At 52.0% G+C, this 20,657-nt stretch carries 15 protein-coding genes; 12 read left to right on the top strand and 3 right to left on the bottom strand.

Annotated features, from left to right (window positions below):
* Window positions 1-438: 438 nt before the first annotated feature.
* The 12 genes from ACKGJP_RS19520 (at window position 439) to ACKGJP_RS19465 (ending at window position 17,305) form a co-directional block, all read left to right on the top strand.
* Window positions 439-2,196 (top strand): sensor histidine kinase, encoded by a 1,758-nt coding sequence (locus tag ACKGJP_RS19520; protein WP_409340490.1) that lies wholly within the window; start codon window positions 439-441, stop codon window positions 2,194-2,196.
* Between the two features lie 4 nt (window positions 2,197-2,200).
* Window positions 2,201-3,619: a helix-turn-helix domain-containing protein gene (locus tag ACKGJP_RS19515; RefSeq protein WP_409340489.1), complete on the top strand. Its 1,419-nt coding sequence runs from the start codon at window positions 2,201-2,203 to the stop codon at window positions 3,617-3,619.
* Window positions 3,620-3,787: 168 nt separating this feature from the next.
* Window positions 3,788-5,440 (top strand): extracellular solute-binding protein, encoded by a 1,653-nt coding sequence (locus tag ACKGJP_RS19510; protein ID WP_409340488.1) that lies wholly within the window; start codon window positions 3,788-3,790, stop codon window positions 5,438-5,440.
* A 73-nt stretch (window positions 5,441-5,513) separates the two neighbouring features.
* Window positions 5,514-6,404 (top strand): ABC transporter permease, encoded by an 891-nt coding sequence (locus ACKGJP_RS19505; RefSeq protein WP_409340487.1) that lies wholly within the window; start codon window positions 5,514-5,516, stop codon window positions 6,402-6,404.
* Window positions 6,405-6,421: 17 nt separating this feature from the next.
* Window positions 6,422-7,330, top strand: coding sequence for a carbohydrate ABC transporter permease (locus tag ACKGJP_RS19500; RefSeq protein ID WP_409340486.1), 909 nt, complete (start codon window positions 6,422-6,424; stop codon window positions 7,328-7,330).
* Between the two features lie 36 nt (window positions 7,331-7,366).
* A complete protein-coding gene (locus tag ACKGJP_RS19495; RefSeq protein WP_409340485.1) occupies window positions 7,367-10,015 on the top strand; it encodes a hypothetical protein in 2,649 nt (882 codons plus the stop codon).
* 375 nt (window positions 10,016-10,390) lie between these two features.
* Window positions 10,391-12,346, top strand: coding sequence for a GTP-binding protein (locus ACKGJP_RS19490; RefSeq protein ID WP_409340484.1), 1,956 nt, complete (start codon window positions 10,391-10,393; stop codon window positions 12,344-12,346).
* 537 nt (window positions 12,347-12,883) lie between these two features.
* Window positions 12,884-14,068, top strand: a complete 1,185-nt coding sequence (locus ACKGJP_RS19485) for a CapA family protein (protein WP_409340483.1) — start codon at window positions 12,884-12,886, stop codon at window positions 14,066-14,068.
* A 232-nt stretch (window positions 14,069-14,300) separates the two neighbouring features.
* A complete protein-coding gene (locus ACKGJP_RS19480) occupies window positions 14,301-15,083 on the top strand; it encodes an exo-alpha-sialidase (RefSeq protein ID WP_409340482.1) in 783 nt (260 codons plus the stop codon).
* A 236-nt stretch (window positions 15,084-15,319) separates the two neighbouring features.
* On the top strand, window positions 15,320-15,871 hold the full coding sequence (locus tag ACKGJP_RS19475) for a cyclase family protein (RefSeq protein ID WP_409340481.1): 552 nt from the start codon (window positions 15,320-15,322) through the stop codon (window positions 15,869-15,871).
* A gap of 267 nt (window positions 15,872-16,138) precedes the next feature.
* Window positions 16,139-16,648 carry an SRPBCC family protein gene (locus tag ACKGJP_RS19470; protein WP_409340480.1) on the top strand — a complete coding sequence of 170 codons (510 nt, stop codon included), beginning with the start codon at window positions 16,139-16,141 and terminating at the stop codon, window positions 16,646-16,648.
* 183 nt (window positions 16,649-16,831) lie between these two features.
* Entirely contained in the window at window positions 16,832-17,305 is a 474-nt protein-coding gene (locus ACKGJP_RS19465) for a response regulator (RefSeq protein WP_409340479.1), read from the top strand.
* Window positions 17,306-17,655: 350 nt separating this feature from the next.
* Here the strand turns inward: ACKGJP_RS19465 and ACKGJP_RS19460 are convergent, their stop codons facing one another.
* Genes ACKGJP_RS19460 through ACKGJP_RS19450 form a run of 3 tightly spaced genes read right to left on the bottom strand, consistent with a single transcriptional unit; the run spans window position 17,656 to window position 20,189 of the window.
* Window positions 17,656-19,236 carry an MFS transporter gene (locus ACKGJP_RS19460; RefSeq protein WP_409340478.1) on the bottom strand — a complete coding sequence of 527 codons (1,581 nt, stop codon included), beginning with the start codon at window positions 19,234-19,236 and terminating at the stop codon, window positions 17,656-17,658.
* Window positions 19,237-19,244: 8 nt separating this feature from the next.
* Window positions 19,245-19,685 carry an SRPBCC family protein gene (locus ACKGJP_RS19455; RefSeq protein ID WP_409340477.1) on the bottom strand — a complete coding sequence of 147 codons (441 nt, stop codon included), beginning with the start codon at window positions 19,683-19,685 and terminating at the stop codon, window positions 19,245-19,247.
* 3 nt (window positions 19,686-19,688) lie between these two features.
* The gene (locus ACKGJP_RS19450) at window positions 19,689-20,189 is read right to left on the bottom strand and encodes a MerR family transcriptional regulator (RefSeq protein ID WP_409340476.1); all 501 of its coding nucleotides are present in this window, start codon (window positions 20,187-20,189) and stop codon (window positions 19,689-19,691) included.
* Between the last annotated feature and the right edge of the window lie 468 nt (window positions 20,190-20,657).

Genomic DNA, 20,657 nt, shown 5'->3' with positions numbered 1-20,657 from the left:
GACAAGAACATTAACTGATATCGCGGCTCTTTGTTACGGGATAAAGTTCTTGTCAAAATTTGAAAAGATCCATTCCGATTTTGACAAGAACTTTATCATAGTCCGATGTCAAATTTTTACGATTCAGCGGATCAAGGATGCCCCGCATGGAGAAGCACGAATTGAGAGGCAGGAAAAGCTAAATATGAGCAAAAAAAGGAACACATTCTTAGTGATGCGTTCCTTTTTTGTTTTTGCTATATCGCTATCTAGTCAAATGGACTGGTATGGAAGTACGAAAGGCGCTTCATTAGAAACCATCCATCGAAATAATCCGATTTGACGGTGAACGAGTCAAATTGCAACAAGACGAGATTCGCGCTAGAGTCCGAAAATGTCGACAATCTGCTAAACTCATATGCTATAATGGCTGAAAAAATGAACAAGGTGGTAGAAGCGATGGAGTGGCGATTGTCGTTTCCAAGCATGGCAAGTTTCTCACTGCATTCGCTGAAAAACAGGATGATCGCCGTTCTGCTGCTCAGCACCCTGATTCCGCTCATGCTGAGCGGCGGCATTTCGTATTTTTCGATAACCTCCATCCTGGAAAATAAAATTCAGAGCGGGGTTCACAGCAACCTGAGACAGGTGCAGATATCCCTTGTGAACACGCTCTCGAATTTAAACCATGTGTCCCAGCAGCTCGCTTTTAACGGTACGGTTGGACGCGATCTTGCCAAATATTTGGAAACCGATGACATTCTCCTGAAAGACCAGCTGGGAAAAGGCGTTCAGAACAATGTGAATTTAATCCGATTTACGAACCCCGATCTCGGCCATATGTTCTACTATTTTGCCGATACGCAAAGCTATGTGTTTCCGGAGCCGATGCTGAGCGACAAGTTCGTTCCAGACAACAATCCGCGGCTTCTGCAACAGGGTGAACTGACCTATTACGGTCCGCACCGGACGACATTGTCCCGTTTCATTGACCGAACGGTGCTCTCCGTTACCCGCAAAGTGGATGTCCCCGGCTATGATAACCTGTACGTTTATATCGAGACAAGCTTCCAATTGACGCAGAACGTGCTGCAAGCGGATAACGCATCCATGAGCGCAGCGCATTTACTGATCAACGAGCAAAACCGGATCGCCTACAGCGAAAACAGCGAGCGCTTCCCCGTCGGAAGCCTGTACGAACCTGTTCGCAACCGCGAGGGGGGTTATGAAAGTCAAGGCAGCTTACTCTTTGAGGAGCCGCATGATCAGGGCTGGAAGCTCGTTGCCGTTATCCCGAAAGAAAACTACAACAGCGAGAAAAACTTGTGGATTCGGCAGTTCGCACTGTTCACATGCTTTTCCATACTCATCGCGCTCATTTTTGCATGGACGATCTGGAGAACGGTGCGCAGGCCGCTTGCACGGTTCAATAAGGAAATCAAGCAAGTACAAGACAGTAATTTTCACTCTCCGCTTAAAATGACTAAGATCATCGAGTTTGACTTTTTACTGCGCAAGTTCCAGCTTATGAGACAGCAAATATGGGGGCTTTTGCAAGAGGTCAAGGAGAAAGAAAAACGAAAAACCGAGATGGAAGTGGAAAAGCTGCTGTTCCAGATCAATCCGCATTTTATACACAATACGCTCGATACGATTCGTTGGCTGGCGCGCTCCAAGGGCATGCTGGAGATCGACAACCTGATATCCGCGTTGAACCGGGTTCTGTATTACAATATGGGCAAAGGCGGATCGTCTACGATCCGAGAAGAGATCGCGGCTTTGACAGATTATGTCGAACTGCAGCGCATCCGTTACGATTTTGCGTTCACGGTCCATATTCATGTGAACGAGGATGTGCTCGATCTGCCGATTCCCCGGTTTATTTTGCAGCCGCTGGTGGAAAATTGCTTGTATCACGGGTTAAAGGACGAAGGGATGATCGAGGTACGCATCGAAGCGGCGGAAGGCCGCTATGCGAGTATTCGGGTGCAGGATAACGGAGCGGGTATGAAGGAAGAGGAAATGAAGCAGCTTTTGGAAAATCAGTCTCGCGAGCGCCGCAAAGTCGGGATGGGGATCGGGCTTTACTATGTAAATCGGATGATTCGCACGCAATACGGCGAAGACGCGAGCTTCGACATTCGCAGCAAGCCGGGGGAAGGAACGGCGATGTCCATAAGAATCCCGCTCGAACCAAAGGGCGAAGGAGAGGATTGAAGCGATGATCAAGGTGCTGGTTGTCGATGACGATAAATTGGCGCGCCGCGGCATTATCGCGGAAATGCCGTGGGATGCTTTCGGCATGAAAGTCGTCGGCGAGGCGAACAACGGGGAGCGCGCGCTGGAATTTTTGCGGAACGAGGAGGTCGACCTGCTGATTACCGATCTGGCGATGCCGGTCATGTCGGGGCTCGATTTAATGCGGGAGGTGCAGCGGCTTTATCCGCCTATTTGGTTCGTCGTGCTGACGTTCCATCAGGATTTCGAATTGATTCAGGAAGCGCTCCGCATCGGGGCGATCGATTACATTGCCAAGACGCAAATCGAGAATACCCGGATGGAGGAGGTGCTGGGGAGAATCAGCGAGCGCATTCGGCGCAACCTTGACGCATCCCGTCCAACAGCCGGGTCGAGGACGGCCGAGCCGCTTACCGCCGCGGATTCGATGCTCGTATGCATCGCCGAAGAAGGACAGGCCGATCTCGGCCCGCTCTGGCAGTGTCCGTTCATGCAAGGAAAAGCGGCGCAAGAAATCAGCTTGGGGATGTGGTCCGTCCCGCTGGAGCGGGAAATGACGGCGGAAGCCGTTTCGGCGATGAAGAGAGAGCTTGTTGAACGGGGCTTGGATCGGCAAATAACGGTCCTCCACCTTCACGGGGCGCGCGGCGCGGAGCGCGATCCGTTTCGCAAGAGGCTTCTGCAATATAAGGAAAGATCGTTATTTTACGAGCATAAACCAGAGGTGTTCTATTACGTCTATTCCGCCGAACAACTGCCTGCCGAATATCCGGGCTGGAGCGACGAGGAGCTGCGGACGAATCGCGACGCCTGGTCGTCCCTGCAATGGATCGTCCGTTTCGGCGTGTTCGAGGAGCTACTGCAGGAAATCGGGCGGGCAAGGCCGTCCGTCGCGCAGCTCGAAAGCCTGTTCTATACGGCCGCAATGAACTGGCTCCGCATCGCGCGCGAGGAAGTTTGGGCCGAAACGGGGATGCCGGGCGCAGGCTCGTACTGGACGGAGTGGGCAAGCTGGCTGAACGCCATACGCGGTAAGCTGCGGGGGATCGTGCTTAAGTCCGCGTATTCGCAGGAAATCACCAGCAGCATTATGACGGCTGTCGACTTTATTAATCGGAATCTTGACGCGGACATTCGGCACAGCGATCTGGCGAAGGAAGCGAATATGAGCAAAGGCTATTTCAGCCAATGCTTTAAAGAAATGATCGGCCAAACCTTTCACGATTATATTCGCGATGCCAGAATCGAGAACGCCCGGCTGCTGCTCGCGGAGACCAAGCAGCCCATTTACCTGGTTGCGGAACAGTGCGGGTATCCGAACGAGAAGTATTTTAGTAGAGTGTTTCGCGAACGAATGGGTATGCTTCCGAGCGAATACCGTCAGACCAAGACGAGGGTATAAAATTGTTTCGCTATGAGGGACACTTTTTCATACTTGCTTGCGCCATTATTTCGAGCAGCGTGTATTTTTGACCCCATTGTATGAACGCAGCGTCTCCCGGACGCTGTCTTTTTTGTTTTATGATAATCACTGTAAACAACAATCAAACCAACAGAGGGGGATGGGAGCATGAAAGGCAAGTATAAAGCAATCGGATTGTCGATGATGGCGGTTTCGCTCGCATTTGTATCCGCTTGCAGCAGCAATACGGAGACGCCGGCAAGCAGCCCGAAGAAGGAGGAGCCGGCTGCGGGGGTGTCGAGCGCACAGCCGAAAGCGACGGAAAAGGCCGATCCGTTCGGCAAATACGCCCAGCCCGTCACGATGACGATCGGAAAGGGTGTGCCGGCGGACGATAAAACGCTTCCCGCAGGCGACACCGTAGAGAACAACCAGTTTACGCGTTATTTCGAGGAAAAGCTCAATTTGAAATTCAAGGCGGCGTGGGTTGCGGCTTTGGGAGACGCTTTCGATCAAAAGTTGGCATTGTCGATTTCCAGCAATGATCTGCCGGATGCGATGGTCGTTTCCGAGAAAGAGCTGAAAGCGATGGTTAAAGCCGGGCAGCTTGAAGACTTGTCGAAGGTATACGAGCAATACGCTTCCCCGAATTTGAAAAAAATGTATGACGCGACAAAAGGAAAAGCGTTCGAGAGCGCGACCTTCAACGGCAAGTTGATGGCGCTTCCGAATCTTAACGTTGACGAGGATCCGATCAGGCTGATGTGGGTACGGCAGGATTGGCTCGACAAGCTCGGCTTGAAGCCCCCGCAAACCGTCGACGAATTGGCGGCGATCGCCAAAGCATTCATCGAAAAAGATCCGGACGGCAACGGCAAGGCGGATACATTCGGTCTGCTGGGGGATTCGGGCAATACGTTCGGGCCGCTATACTCCGCGTATCAGGCTTATCCCGGTAAGTGGCTGAAGGATAAGGACGGCAAGGTATTCTACGGAACGACGGCTCCGGAGATGAAGCAGGCGCTTGCCAAGCTGAGAGCGTGGTACGAGCAGGGGATGCTGGACAAGGAATACGCGATACGGAAAGATACTGCGGAGCTTGTAAACGGCGGCCGAGCCGGATTATTCCTGTACGCCGGCTGGTCGATGCCGTGGGGATTATACGATTCGGTCAAAAATAACCCGAAAGCGGTATGGAAAGCGTATGCGCTTCCGCTTGACAGCTCTGGCAAGTACAATGCGACAGTAGGTCCCGTCAGCTCGCAATATTTCGTTGTCAAGAAAGGATATAGGAATCCGGAAGCAGTTGTGAAGTATTTGAACCTGTACTCGAATATCGAGAACGACGCCGAGGCGACGTCCAAATTGATCAACGGCGTCAATGCCGCCTACTACCCGCTTCGCGCCACATTCGTGGAGCCGCAGATCGTAACCAATCGTCTGAAAGCCGTCAAGAAAGCGCTTGACGGTCAGCTCAAACCGGATCAACTGCGAATCGACGAGAAGGACATTTACGATAAAGTCGTTAAGAATAACGCGGATCCGGGCAAAGATCCCGGAAGCTGGATGTACACCAATGCTTATCTGGTTGGCGGCGGAGCGCTGGAATCGCCGATGAACAAGGTGGCGAGCGTGTTCAATTCGCAGACGAAGGCGATGGAACTGAAATGGCCGGCGCTGAAGAAGATGGAGGACGAGATGATTACCAAAATCATCATGGGCAAAGAATCGCTCGATTCGTTCGACGCTTTCGTCACAGAATGGAAGAAGAGCGGCGGCGAACAGATCATCAAAGAAATTGAGGAAGAGTTGAAGAAATAAGCGGTTTCGGGCGTTCGTCAACAGAGCATTGCGGCGAACGCCCGTTCTTCGGAAAGAGCGGGTGAGCAACTCCATGAGAAATCGGCGTTTTCAAATTCACTATCACGTGATGATGATTCCCGGCATGATCGTGCTGTGCATATTCAGCATCATCCCCATGCTCGGCGGGGTTATCGCGTTCCAGGATTTTAATCCGGGGCTCGGTTTTTTCCATTCGGAATGGGTCGGGCTCGATAACTTTCGCTTTCTGTTCGAGCTTCGCGACAGCCGGACGATCTTCTTCAACACCGTCTTTATTGCACTGATGAAAATGATCGCCCATTTGACGGTGCCGCTCGTCTTCGCGCTGATGCTGCACGAGCTGCGCTTCGGCAGGCTGAAGCGGTGGATTCAGACGATCGTCTATTTGCCGCATTTTCTCTCCTGGGTCATCCTGTCGGGCATCGTGATTCAATTGCTGTCTTCGGAAGGGCCGATCAATCAGTTGATCACGACGCTTGGCGGCGAATCGGTCATGTTTCTCGGCGACAACAACTGGTTTCCGTATGTGATCGTAGCCAGCGATACCTGGAAGGAGTTCGGCTTCGAAACGATTATTTATTTGGCGGCGCTTACCGGCATTAACCCGGATCTTTATGAAGCTGCGGAAGTCGACGGCGCGAACCGGCTGCAAAAACTGCTCCACGTTACGCTTCCCGGCATCGTCACGACGGTTGTGCTGCTCGCTACACTTAGCCTGGGCAACATTCTTAACGCCGGCTTCGATCAAATTTTCAATATGTACAATCCGCTCGTATACGATTCCGGGGATATTATCGACACATACGTATACCGAGTCGGGCTCCTGAATATTCAATACGGGCTTGGGACTGCGGTCGGACTGATGAAATCGGTCGTCTCGTTCGCCTTGATTGTGATTTCTTACTGGATGGCTTCCCGGTTTGCCAACTATCGGGTCTTTTAACGGGGAGGGAGAGAGGCATGCACGTAATAAGCACGAATACACGAAAATTGACGATAACGGACTATTTGATTGCGGCCCTGCTAGTGCTGATTACACTCGTTTGCATAGCGCCGATCTGGCATACCATTGCGATATCTCTTAGCGAAAAATCGGCGGTGGAAGGCGGCAAAGTGCTGTTTCTGCCTGTCGATTTTACATGGAGCGCCTATTTGAAAATATTAGATGACGGGAAATTTTTCCGAGCTTTTGCGGTTTCGCTTGAACGGGTTGCGCTTGGAGCGGGAATTCAGTTCATCCTGACCGTGCTGATGGCTTATCCTTTGTCGATGAGTTCACGCGAGTTCGCGGGCCGGAATGTGTATATGTGGATTATCGTCTTTACGATGCTGTTCGGCGGCGGCTTGATTCCGTGGTATTTGGTGATCAAATCGCTCGGCATGATCAAATCGCTCGGCATGATCAATTCGATCTGGGCGCTGGTCATTCCAGGCGCCGTACCCGTCTTCAATGTGATCCTCGTGATGAATTTCATGCGGAATTTGCCCAAGGAGCTGAAGGAGGCCGCTTATATCGATGGGTCGGGTCCCTGGTATTTGCTGCTTCGCATCTATATTCCGCTGGCCGTTCCGGCGCTCGCTACCGTTACGCTGTTTAGCATCGTATCGCATTGGAACGACTTTTTTCAGGGTCTCATTCTGATGAGCAAGCCGGAGAACTATCCGCTGCAAACGTATATCCAGCAGCTTGCCGTCAAAATCAATCTGAGCGAAACGGATTCCGAGAAGCTTGCGGAATTGGCGAAGCTCTCGAACAAGTCGCTTAATGCGGCGAAAATATTCGTCACGATCATTCCCGTGCTCATCGTCTACCCGTTCCTGCAAAGGTATTTCATTCACGGCATTACGCTTGGATCGGTGAAAGAGTAACGGGAGCGCCCATGCTAAGGAAGGAAGTGTATCCGCTTGAAAAGCATAAGAGTAGTTTGGAAAAGCGGTCCCGCAGCGGGCCGTATTGAAGTCATGAACGGCAGCCTGCGCGGCAGCCGGATGATAGAGGGGAGCGGGGTTGCGGAGGGCGATTCCTGGAGCGGTCATGGCGAAGGGCCATTGGCCTTGGAACTGGCCGCTGAGCTGCTTCCGGCGTCCGGCGGCGGCAAGCCGCTTGTCAGCATCGTCAATTGTCCGCTTCCGTTTAGTTTTTTCGCGGAGGATGCCCATCCGGCTTATCCCATCTATATGCCGGACTTTGGCGTAGCGGTAACCGCCGCAGGCGATCTGCGTTCCTACGAGGAGATTGAAGCCGATATCGGGCGGAGAGGACTGCGGACGAATTTGCAAAAGATCGCCGAGGAACCGGAGGAGTCGTTCGAAGCGGCAAGCGCCGCGACTAAAAACCAGCCTTGTCCCATCTGGCAAGGGGTCGGCAGGGATACGAGAATCTTTGAATCCCAGGTACGCGGCAGGCCGAGCAATAACTTCTGGAATCCGCCTGTAGGCGGCTCGGCGCTGCAGTGGGACTGGGTGCAGCCGCGACAGCACGCCAACGAAGCGGGCTTGCCGGAAAACGTCGGCCAGCCGGTTCGCTACTACTATATGGCAGGCCGGGGGATGGGCTGTACGGACGGGATCGTCCGCAGACTGGAGGATAACGCGCTGCCGATTCTCCATACGACCATTGCGGATGACGAGATCGTCTATACAGCCGTATCGTTCGTATCGTACGAAACGCGTCCGCTTGTACCCGACAACGTAGACGGAACGCACTACCTGATCGCCGACGGCTACGGGTTCGGTCATATGTTAACGGAGTCGCAAGCCAAGGAGAGAGCGCGGCTTCTGCAAGAGGAAGGACAAGCGGTTGAGACAACGGTTTACTACTGCCGGATTACGGCCGAAAATACCGGTTCGGTGCCGAGATACGCCTGGTTCAAGAACATCGTTCCCAACGCCGGCGGCATCCCTTATACCTTTGATGGCGATGCAGGATTCGCACAGTATGGCGCCGATCGCGTGTTCGGCGTATCGAAGCTGAACGGCCAGCCTCTTCGCGCGGAGGAGACGGCCGTTCTGATCATGCCCGGCGAGCAGGCCAGCTTCGAGTTTTACTTGCCGCATGAGCCTGTTTCGCGCGAGCGGGCGTTCAAGCTGATCGCGCAACATTTTCAGACGCGCTGCGAGGATTGCCGCGCATTCTGGGAAGGTAAACTGTCGGGCGGCGCGCAAATCCGTTTGCCGGAGCCTCGCATCGAGCAGATGCTCCGGGCGGGCTTGCTGCATACGGATCTGGTTTTTTACGGACAAGAGCCGAAGGGAACGCTTGTTCCGGCAATCGGCATCTACACGGCGATCGGCTCGGAAAGCTCGCCGATTATACAATTTATGAATGCAATGGGCTGGAGCGATACGGCCAAGCGGGGATTGCGCTTTTTTCTGGATAAGCAGCATGAGAACGGATTTATCCAAAACTTCGGCGGCTACATGCTGGAAACCGGCGCCTTTCTATGGTGCATAGGGGAGTATTACCGGTATACTCGCGATGCGGACTGGATTCGCGAGATCAAGCCGAAGCTGCTCAAAGCTTACGAATATTTGCTGGAATGGCGAAAACGCAACGAAACGGAAAGCTTGCGCGGACGGGGCTACGGCATGCTGGAGGGCAAGACGGCCGACCCTGAGGACCCGTTCCATTCCTTCATGCTGAGCGGCTATGCGTATATAGGAATGAGCCGGTTGGCGGAAATGATGGCGGATCTCGACGCCGGGCTGGCCGGACAAATACGCGGCGACGCGGAAAGGCTCAAAGCGGATATTCGCGCCTCGTTCGACGAAGCGGCAGCCCGCTCGCCGGTCGTTCCGCTCGGAGACGGCACATGGGTTCCCACCGCACCGCCCTGGACGGAATATCGCGGCCCGTTGTCGCTCTATGCCGAAGGGGGAAACTGGTACACGCACGGCTCTTTCCTGAGCCGGGATTCCATGCTTGGGCCGATGTATCTGCTGTTCCAGGAGGTCATAGATCCGCGTGAACGCGCCGCGGATTACCTTATCCATTACCATAACGAGCTGATGTTTACGCGTAATGTGGCGTTTAGCCAGCCTTATTACAGCACGCATCCCTGGGTTCACTTGAAGCGCGGCGAGGTGAAGCCGTTTCTGAAGGCGTATTATAACACCTTCGCCGGTTTGGCCGACCGAGAAACGTATACGTTCTGGGAGCACTATTACCAGGTCAGTCCGCATAAAACGCACGAAGAAGGCTGGTTTCTCATGCAAACCCGCTGGATGCTGTTTATGGAGGAAGGCCCAGCGCTCAAGCTGCTGCCGGGTATTCCGCGCAAATGGCTGGAGCAAGGAAAGCGGATCGAGCTGCAGAACGTATGCAGCTATTTCGGCAGCTTCACTTTGCGGGTAACATCCGAAGGCGGGCGCCTATCGGCGAGCATCGCCTGCAGCCCGGAGCGGGGACCCGAAACCGTCCTGCTGCGGCTTCCGCATCCTGAAGGCAAACGGGCAATCCGTTTGTCTGGAGGAGGCGTCTATTTACCGGAAGAGGAGAGCGTACGGCTGGAAACCTTCGGCGGGTACGCTGAAATTGAACTGCATTTTGAATGATTATCTAAAGTTTTTGGATCACAAATGAAAAAATAATGATAAATTTAATGACATTAACAATCCTGGGTGAAGGGTATGATTGGAAAACACAACCAGAGCAAAGACTTGTAAATTGTCATTGAACTCTATCGGTTACGTTAGTTGTGTAAATGTGTTAAGGCCCACAGCCCGTTGCTGTGGGTCACTTTTTTGGTTATTGAAGTAAAGGCAGATTTGTAGATTGTATTTTATCTGGAGAGAGTGTGTGATTCAAATATACCCATAATTGGTTTTGAGGGTGCTAGTGCAGTGGGGATAATCTCTGTTCATGTTCCCGATTCATGTGCTTTAATGATAGGAGAGAATTTAGATGAGAAGCTGAGGAAGTGGGATACGATGAAGCGACTAACGATCGGTTTGTTTGCTCATGTGGATGCAGGCAAGACGACTTTTGCGGAACAGTTGCTGTACCATACGAACAGCATTCGCTCGAGGGGGCGGGTGGATCATAAAGATGCCTTCCTGGATAGCCACGACATCGAGCGGGAAAGGGGCATTACGGTGTTCGCCGATCAGGCGGTTATGGACTATAAAGGCGACGTTTTCTATTTGATCGATACGCCTGGGCACGTCGATTTCTTCCCAGAGATGGAGCGTGCGATTCAGGTAATCGATTACGCCATTGTGATTGTCAGCGCGGTTGAAGGTGTCCAAGGCCATACCGAGACAGTCTGGCAGCTGTTGCGCAAACATCGGGTTCCGACGTTCTTCTTCATCAACAAGATCGATCGGGTCGGCGCGGATGCAAAAAGAACCGAAGAGGACATACGCCGGCATTTGACCGGGGATGTCTGTTCCATCACGGAAAGTTTTGTTGATGGCAGCGTCGTTGGGGCGCTGCGGGAGGTAATGGCTGAGCGGGACGAGTCTTTGCTAGAAGCGTTCCTGGAGGGAAAGGATGATCAAAACTTCTGGTTGGACGCCTTGCAGGAAATGGTGCGAGAAGGCCGTCTCTTCCCCTGCGCCTATGGCTCTGCGCTGCAGGATACGGGCATTATTGAATTCTTGGAACAACTGCACCTGCTGACGACAACGTCTTATGACGAGAACGATCTTTTTGGGGGCAGAATTTATAAAATTCGTCACGATGCAAACGGGGTGAGGCTAACGTTCATCAAAGCGCTGAGCGGCAGCCTGAAGGTCCGGGAGCAGCTTGGCTATGAGAATGGCGGGCTTCAATACGACGAGAAGATTACACGGATCCTATTATTTAACGGCATTAAATATCAGTCGGCGGATCAAGTGGCAGCCGGCGATTTGTTTGCGGTCGCAGGCTTGTCAGCGGCCGAGGTCGGACAAGGATTGGGGCTGTACTCAGACAAGTTGGCTTACGAGTCGGAACCGACATTGCAGTCGAAAGTACAATTCGACGATTCACTTCATGTGCATCAAGTGCTCGAAAAGTTTCGCATGCTGCATGCGGAGGACCCGTCTCTGAATGTCGTCTGGGAAGAGAGCCTGCAGGAGATTCACATTGGCGTCATGGGTCTGATCCAGTTGGAAGTTCTGCTAAAGGTAGTAAAAGAACGATTCGGTTTCGTTATCTCTTTCAGCCAGCCGGAAATCTTATATAAAGAAACGATCCAGTCTGCTGTGACGGGATATGGACACTTCGAACCACTCAGGCACTATGCGGAAGTGCACCTCCTGCTTGAACCGGGGGAGCGGGGGAGTGGAATCCAATTCGCCAGCGCATGTCATCCAGATGACCTAAGTTTTAATTATCAGAATCTGATTCGGGCGCATCTCTACGAACGGGAGCATCACGGGCTGTTATCAGGCAAGCCGGTCACTGACATGAAGATCACATTGCTAAGAGGCGGCGCGCATAACGAACATACGCATGGGGGCGACTTCCGCGAGGCTGCCTTCCGCGCGCTACGGCAGGGGCTGGAGAAAGCGAACAACTTACTGCTGGAGCCCTACTACGACTTCAAAATCAAGGTGGGAATAGACGAGATGGGGAGGGTGCTGTCGGATATTCAGCGTGCCTCAGGTAAGTTCGAGCCGCCGCAGTCGATGGATACCCATGTGGTCATTACGGGAAGGGTGCCCGTGTCGACCTTTATGAACTACAGCACCGAGCTCGCTTCCTTCACGCATGGACGAGGCAGCATCCGTTGCATGTTCAGCGGCTACGACCGCTGCCATAATGCGGAGGAAGTGATCGAACGGATAGGCTACCGCAAGGAAGCCGATTCTCTCTATACCTCCTCCTCCATATTCTGCGCCAAGGGGGCTGGCTACTCGGTGCCGTGGGACGAGGTGGAAGCCAAGATGCACCTGCTTTAAGCGGAATTAGGTATCAATGATAAAGATGGTCCGACGCTGGGTTGTACATTTTGAAAGGGAGTCTAGCAGGTCTGGAACAAAAGCATGGTGTACAAGACCATACGTTCATTAAGGTCCGCGCGCTGCGCGGTTTTTTTACGGGCTAACGGGCAGACTTGTTGAAATTAAATCCAATAATCGCGCGAATTTTGCCAATATGAAGGAAGCGGCCTCTTCTCTTTGAAGGGGCTGCTTTTGCTTTTTGAGCTTAGTTGTTCGTCTTCTTTCTCGGCGGCGAAGCTGGCTGTGTTTGCTCGCTGTGAATATGATTTCGCATCGATGATTTATTCATGGCAATCTTCTCTGGATGGCCCATTTACTCGAACGGATTAAGAGTTTCGACACAAATTGTATCATTTACAGGGGGATCCCTATTTTTTTGGTCTGTTTTTCATTTTTCGGCATCGCGGGTTCGACACCATTTTTAGGTGAATATTGCTAAAATATAGTAGTTCTTGTGCGTATAGTCGAATAGCCACCTTCAAAGGAGTTGTGCCTGTGCCGAAACCGCGAACGAACAGCCTGATTATTGCAATGCTGACTGTTTTGCTTTACGGATGCCAGTCATCTGGAATTTCTTCGATACAGGTGCAAGAACAAGCTCATCCGTCTGTATCCGAGCACCCGATCTCGTCGAGCGAACCGAATGTGCAGGCCGTTTCGCTTACTCCGATGCCAACGCCTTCTCCTGAGAAGCCGGAGCCTACCTCGCCCCCAACCGAAACACCAACTATCCGGCAAGAAATGCCGATCGATATCGTTTACGCCGGCGATGCGATGTTCGACTTGTCGGTTAAGGAAGCCGTAGCGGCGAAAGGTGCCGATTTTCCGTTTGTTCACGTGAAGGATGAAGTAATGGCGGCTGACTACGCCTTCGTCAACCTGGAGACTGCTGTTACGCTTGAGAAGGATCTTGATAAAAATCAGATTTATAATTTCAAATCCAACCCGGAATCACTGGCCGGACTGAAAAATGCAGGCTTCGATATGGTATCGGTCGCTAACAACCACTCGATGGACTACCTGCAAAAAGGCTTCCTCGACACGCTCGACAATCTCGACAAAGCAGAACTGCTCTATGTAGGGGGCGGCAAAAATTCGAAAGAAGCCTATGCGGCAAAGAGCGTTGACATAAAGGAGAAAAAGATTAAATTTCTCGCCTTTTCGCGCTTCATCCCGACGGGAGATTGGTTTGCCGGTGCGGATAAGCCGGGTATCGCCCAGGCCTACGACCGGAAGCCGGTGCTGGATGCGATCGAACGCGAGCGTAAGGATGCCGATTATGTGCTGGTTTACATTCATTGGGGTGTGGAGATGAACAATCGTCCGGAAGTGTGGCAGCGCGAGTTCGCCCGCCAAATGATTGATGCGGGAGCGGACGCGATCGTGGGGAGTCATGTTCATGTGCTGCAGGGATTCGAGTATTACAAAGGCAAGCCGATCGCGTATTCGATCGGTAATTTTCTATTTCCCGACTATGTGCGCGGTCCGAAGGCGGATACGGGATTGCTTCATCTTAAGCTTGACGGCGAGCGGATCGAGATGTCCTTCCAGCCATTCGCCATCGAGAAAAATCAGATCGTGCCCAAAGGCGACGAGTACGTGGCGAAGCAGCATAAATATTTGCAGTCGATCTCTTTCGGCGTGACTTTAGAGGGAGCGCTTGTAAAAGCGCAACCCTAATAAAAAGTCGGCTGGTCATAAAGATTTAGACTGGCCGCCAGAGACGTAAAGGCCGTGTATGGAAAGTCTGAGGATTTTGATAAGTGTGCGTTGGTTTTGTTAAAATAGATCTTGCCGTCCGGCAATTTAGCTCGGTGATAGTAGTGGTGGAGAGTGAGCCGTTAGCAAGGGAAATCCAAGCGGCGAGCATACGAACAAGCAGGCGGGGGGAGCAGGCGATGCGAACGAGCCCGTGCCTTTTCCGGGCGGGGTAGATCTGGCCGATTCGAATTTCGCCATGATGTTCGCACGACAGAATTTGACCGGCGGCTCACGTTCCTGGTTCTATACATCGACGGATCGCTGCCATTCGTGGCAGGGCCCTTATCAATTGCCGATGATGGGGCTGCTCGGCATTTCCGCCCACACCGATTATATCGTTTCCGGCCCGGAGGAATGCCTGCTGTTTCTGACCGCTCCGACGCGGGAAGGGACGGAGACGGGCAGCCGCGTGTTTTGCGCGCGGACGGAGGATGACGGCAAAATGCATGAATTTCTGGCGTGGATCGGTCCCGAGCCGGAGCAGGGGTTCCATATCATGCCGGCCGGTGTCCGGCTTTCGGTGACGGACTTGCTCGTCGCGATCCGCTACCGCGGCGAGTCCGGCGAAGGGAGCCGGGACTGGATCGACCTGTACGGCTCGCAGGACAACGGCCGCACATGGAGCTATAGGAATCGTCCGATAGAAGATACGGGCAAAGGCGGCAATCCACCGACGCTGAACCGGCTGTCGGACGGCAGGCTTTGCATGATCTACGGCTACCGAAACGCTCCGTACGGGATTCGGGCTAAGCTGAGTCAAGACAACGGTCTGACATGGGGAGACGAAATCATTCTGCGTTCCGACGGCGGCAGCCACGATATCGGCTATCCGCGCACCGTCGAACGGCCGGACGGAGCGCTTGTAACCGTCTATTATTACAACGATGCGATGGGCGGGTCCTGCTATATCGCAGCCACTCTGTGGAAGCCTTAGTGCAAATGTAGCGAAAACAATACTTAATATTTGAGCCAATAGACTAAACCAAAGACAACCGACGAGAACAATCGGCTGTCTTTTCAGGCTAATCAAAAAAGCGAATTTATGAATCGTTAATAAGATAATATAATAAGAGAAGGGGAGCAATATTTCCTTTGAACGACGGGAAACGATAGTTCAAGTTAAACTGAAGTGAAATTTGGATAATAGCTTGTAGGAAAGGAGGCGCCTGAGTGAGAGTGATCGATTTGTCGTTGCCGATTGCGGACGGCATGCCCGTTTATCCCGGCGATCCTGAGGTAAAAGTCAAGGTAGCGCACACATACGAGTGTCACACGTGGGAGCTGCGGCAGCTTTCGATGGGTAGCCATACCGGAACACACGTGGACGCGCCTTCACATATGCACCCCGGTGCCTCGACATTGGATGAGCTGCCGTTGGAGCGATTTTTCGGAGCATCGCGCGTAGCACGGATCGAAGACCCGACTTGGCCGGAAGGCCGGGGTCTGTTTTTCGTCGATTCCGTCGGGCTAGAATGCTTTGAGCGACTCGCTGCGCTGCGACCACCGTTCGTCGGCGGCGAACTATCTGAAGAACTGGAGCGGGCGTTGTTGGGAATCGGCATTGTGACGTATACGGGGCTGCAGGGTTTGGATCATCTTCCCGGCGGAACCGACTTTATGTTTTACGGATTTCCTCTACGCATCGTCTGTGGTGACGGATCCCCGGTTCGGGCCGTTGCGGTGGTGGAGGATGAACCGGCTGGGCTTGGAATGAACGCATAAAATGTCCTAGCGGAGAACGATAGGGTTGAGCTGCCGCAAGGACAGCTCCTCTTTGATGTTTCATGAAAGTAGTAGGCAGCATTGCAACATTGAACGACTGCTTGCCGTTTTAAAGGCTTAGTTTCCAATAGATTTTTTTGATACGCCTAGGAGGTACCGAGTGGTACCCCTCTATCGCGCAGATCAATATTCCTTTACAGGAATATTCTAATTGAAGTATATTTTAATCAAGAGTTTATATTGAGAAATGGAAATGGAGGAATGGATATGACAGTGAGATCGGAAGGTAAGGAGTTAGTTATAACACGTGTACTCAATGCGCCGCGTGAGCTTGTATTCAAAGCATGGTCCGAGGTCGAACATCTGAAGCGATGGTGGGGACCGAAAGGATTTGAAATAAGTGTCGCGCAATTGGATTTCCGTCCGGGCGGTTTTTTTCACTACAACATGCAATCTTCTGAAGGTAATCAAATGTGGGGTAAATTTGTGTATCAGGAAATCGAAGCTTTTGAAAAGATTGTCTGGGTCAACAGCTTTTCAGATGAGGCGGGCAACATTGTCCGAGCTCCATTTAGCGATTTAATCCCGCTGGAAATTCGAAATACGGTGACCTTTAGTGAAAATAACGGTATAACCACAATGACCTTATGCAGCGGACCGATCAACGCAACTGAGGATGAGAGAAGCTTCTTTGAAGGCATGTTCGAATCCATGCAGGCGGGCTTCGGAGGAACTTTCGATCAACTCGAAGAATATTTGGCAGACCATTGTAATTAACATCGCCAGTAATGCGGCGATGTTTTTTTTATGTCCTCAGAATGGGACAAAGCTCCAGTTCTTGTCATTTGTGAAAGGCTGGCAACCCCAATGCTTTTTTGTTCTTGGACAAGCATCGTTTTGGCGTGGTATATATGAAACATGGATTGTTTTGGGAAATAAGTGAAATGGGAGAGGAAGCCAATGTTCACGATTCTCATTGTGGATTACAACCGCGCGGATCGCACCGGCATCCAAGGTTTGACGGATTGGGACGAGCTTGGCATCAAGGTAGTCGGTCTTGCCATCGACGGTGAGGACGGGTACAAGCAAGCGATGCAACTGCGGCCCGATTTTGTCTTGACAGACGTGGCCATGCCCGTTAAGGACGGATTAAAAATGACGCAAAAAATAAAAGAGGAGCTGCCAGAAACGAAGTTTATTTTCATGAGCTGCTTCGATGATTACGATTATTTGAAAAGCGGGATTAATTTGGAGGTTTACGGCTATATTCTGAAGCCGATCGACTTAACCGAGCTGACCGGCTCGCTCCGCAAGGTGAAGCAATTAAAGCAGCAGGAGCTGGAAAAGCATCAAAGCGACGAGCAATTGCGAAAGCGCATTCAAGAGAGTATGCCGGTGCTCCAGGTGCAATTGATCCCGAATTTCATGTCGTAAGCGAACATAAGCAGAAGGGCTGGGGATAATGTTGGCTTATCCAGTACCATTCTGGCCGGTTATTGAAAAAAAAGTAACTTCACGGAACTTGATCTTACTATTTGCCGCGTAATCAATGAAACTATGTCGGGTGGCAAGAACATTACCTCAGTAACAGTCGCATATAATGCGGCTTTTTCATTTTATGGGATAAAGTTCTTGTTATTCGGTGATGACAAGAACTTTATCCCATTCCCCCGCCGCATACGCGAACAGTTTAACTCGTTTCGGGGGTTCGAATCCCTCCCTCAACCCAATAAATGCACTCGTACTGGTTGGTTTCTTTAATTCATCATTACTTTGCAATGCAACTAACTTGATTTTTTGGCAGCGCCGGGTGCTGCTTCTGGAATACTGCCGGCTTGGTTAGACTGAGTCTCTCCGATTGGTCTTAAATGCCGAAGCCGCGTAGTGACAAGGACGATGATAGCGAGCATGATAGCGCCGCTGGCTGCCGCAACGGCGTGCATCCCGCCGGTAAAGGCTTCACGTGCGCCGGTGAGTAGTACCTTGCCGGCTTGTTCGGAGAGGCCTTCCGCTATAGCCGTGGCACCGGCCAAGCTGTCGCGGGAAGCTTGTACCGCGGATGCCGGCAAGTCGGCAGGAATAGAGTTCGCCACCTGGTTGCTGTAAACGACCGTACCGATGCTGCCAAAGACTGCGATGCCCAGCGCAAAGGCGAATTCACCGCTGGTTTGAAGCATGGAGGCCGCCGATCCCGCCTTTTCTGGCGGGGCAGCGCCAACGACAAGGTCGCTGGACAGGCTCGGGAGCGGAGCTGCACCTATACTGAAGCAGATGTACCCGAGCACCAGAAATGTGAGACCTGACTCAACCCCCACCTGGGTCAGTAGAAAACAGCCCGCAGTAGATACCAATAGACCCGTTCCGATAAGACGAGCCGGTCGGATCCGGCGTGCGATAAGCGGCGAGAGAAGCATACCGGCCATCGAGGCCATTACCCCTGGGAGCATATACAACCCTGCCTGAAGCGGCGACATTCCTTGCACAAATTGAAGGTACTGCGCGATGAAGAGCATGGTCGCTCCTGTCAGTGTAATACCGAACATGCCGCCAAGTGCAACGCTGAATCCGGGACTCGCGAACAGGCGCAGGTCCAGCAGGGGATTAGTCAGCCTGCGCTGCCGCAACACGAACACCGTGCCGAGGACGACGCCCGCCAGTATTAACAGCGCAGGCACCATCTGCAGACCGTATTTGGCGATTTCCTTGAGGCCGTATACTACCGGCAGGATGGCGCCCAGGGATAACGCGACACTGGTCAAATCCAGCCGGCCGGATTCGTGGTGCCGGTATTCGGGCAGCAACAAGGGTCCGGTTATAAGTAAAAGCAACATAACTGGCACGCCCAGAAGGAACACCGAGCCCCACCAGAAATGATCCAACATGATACCTCCAACCACCGGCCCGAGGGCCATGCCGCCCATGGAGCACGTTAACCATATGCCAATCGCGAGGGAGCGCTGCTTATGGGAACGGAACATGTTGCTTATCAAGGCTAGAGTAGAAGGCGATAAAGTCGCCCCCGCTATACCGAGTAGTGCGCGGGCCGCAATGAGCATCTCAGCGCTTCGGGAGAATGCTGCCATTATCGAGGCTATGACGAATGCGGCCCCGCCGATCAACAGCAGTTTGCGGCGGCCGATCCGATCTCCCAGCGTCCCCATGGTGATCAAGAACCCGGCGAGCATGAAGCCGTAGATGTCGATGATCCACAACTGCTGGGCGCTGTCGGCGCCGAGGTCGGCGCCAATGTGCGGCAGTGCAAGAATCATAACGGAGAGATCGATTGAGACAAGAAGGGCGGGCAGGGCAAGAACCGCGAGCCCGACCCATTCACGCATGCCGGCCTTCATCTCAGTTCCGTTCATTGTGTTCGTCATTCGTTCTTCAAAAAATCGCCCAGCTTATCCAACATATATTTCGTTCCGTGCTCGCGCTGTTCCGGCGCATCATGACCATCAAGGAAGGCGCCTTGTTCCGTGTAGATAAGCTGTGTACCGCTGTCCGACGGCCTGATTTCCACTGTCGTCACGGAGACCGATATCCGCGTCTCTCCCAGGTCCATGATGTAGGTATAAACGATGCGATTGTTCTGAACGATCTCTTGGTAGCAGGCGTCGAACGTGTAGATCGACCCTCCCGGCGGGCCTCCGCGGTTAATCTCCCGCCCGCCGATTCGGAAGTCGAACTCGTCGGCTTTAGGGAACCATTTGGCTTTGGTCGACGCGTCAGACCAAGCGGCGAATACCCTCTCGGGTGATGCGTTATAATTACGCTCGATAACAAAGGTAGAGTGTTTTGCGGATCGTTCGTTCATCGTTTATGTAGTCCTCCCTAAGGTCGGCTCATCCGGATGCTCTTCAAGATAATCACCAAGCCGGTCGAGGTGTGAATCCCAGATCGCTTTCCGTTCGGCGAAATATTTCTCATGATTCATCCTAATGGCGCCTAATTTTTTGGTATAATCCAGAATTGTTAAAGGTTCTTTACTCTGCATAAGGCTTGTTAAACGCTCTAATTCCTGTAAAAGCTTCTGTTGAACGCTAATATTTTCTTTTAGACGAGCAATCTGAAGGGAGACGATATCTAACAGGCTGAAATGATCGCCGACAACTACTGATTTAATCTGATCCAGCGACAAGCCGAACTCCTTCATTGACAGAATTAGTTGTAGGCGTGCAATATCGGATTCGGTATAAATCCTGTGTCCGGAGTCAGTATGACCGGATGGCAACAAACCGATCTGGTCGTAGTATCGCAATGTACGAACCGTTAATCCTGCTAATTTTGCAAGTTCTCCAACTTTCCACTCCAGTTTCATGATCATCCCCTTTTTTTGCGCGCTAGGTTTTTACCGGTATCCACATCATAATTCATTACTTAACGTAAGCTTCAAGTGCAAAATGAATTTTTTTGCTATTAGCTTGAAAAAGGGGTATTGTCCTTTAGGGACCTGGGGCGAATCGACTATCGGCACCGAAGCGGCCGGATTCTTTTCGTTTATGTCCAATGCAAGCTAGTCGCAACTAGCCGGTGAAAGCCGACAAAAAGAAAGCCGTCCATAATAATTGTCGGACGACAAGAACGTAGAACGATTCAAACCCGCATAACTTGTGGGCTTTTGATTTTATAAGGTCAAGTGTCGGAGGTGCTGTCGATTAGTAACTGATGATTGTAAAACTGAAAAAGTAGGTGGATTGACGTTTCAAGGTCACTGGGTAGGTAACGCCAGTTACCGTTACTATGTCTGGATATGAGTTAGGAGAAGATATTTTAAAATGACTAGGTT

Source organism: Paenibacillus litoralis (assembly GCF_046244365.1).
In the GTDB taxonomy this organism is placed as follows: domain Bacteria; phylum Bacillota; class Bacilli; order Paenibacillales; family NBRC-103111; genus Paenibacillus_V.
The sequence above is the reverse complement of the archived record's forward strand: the minus strand, read 5'-3'. Positions and strand labels throughout refer to the sequence as shown.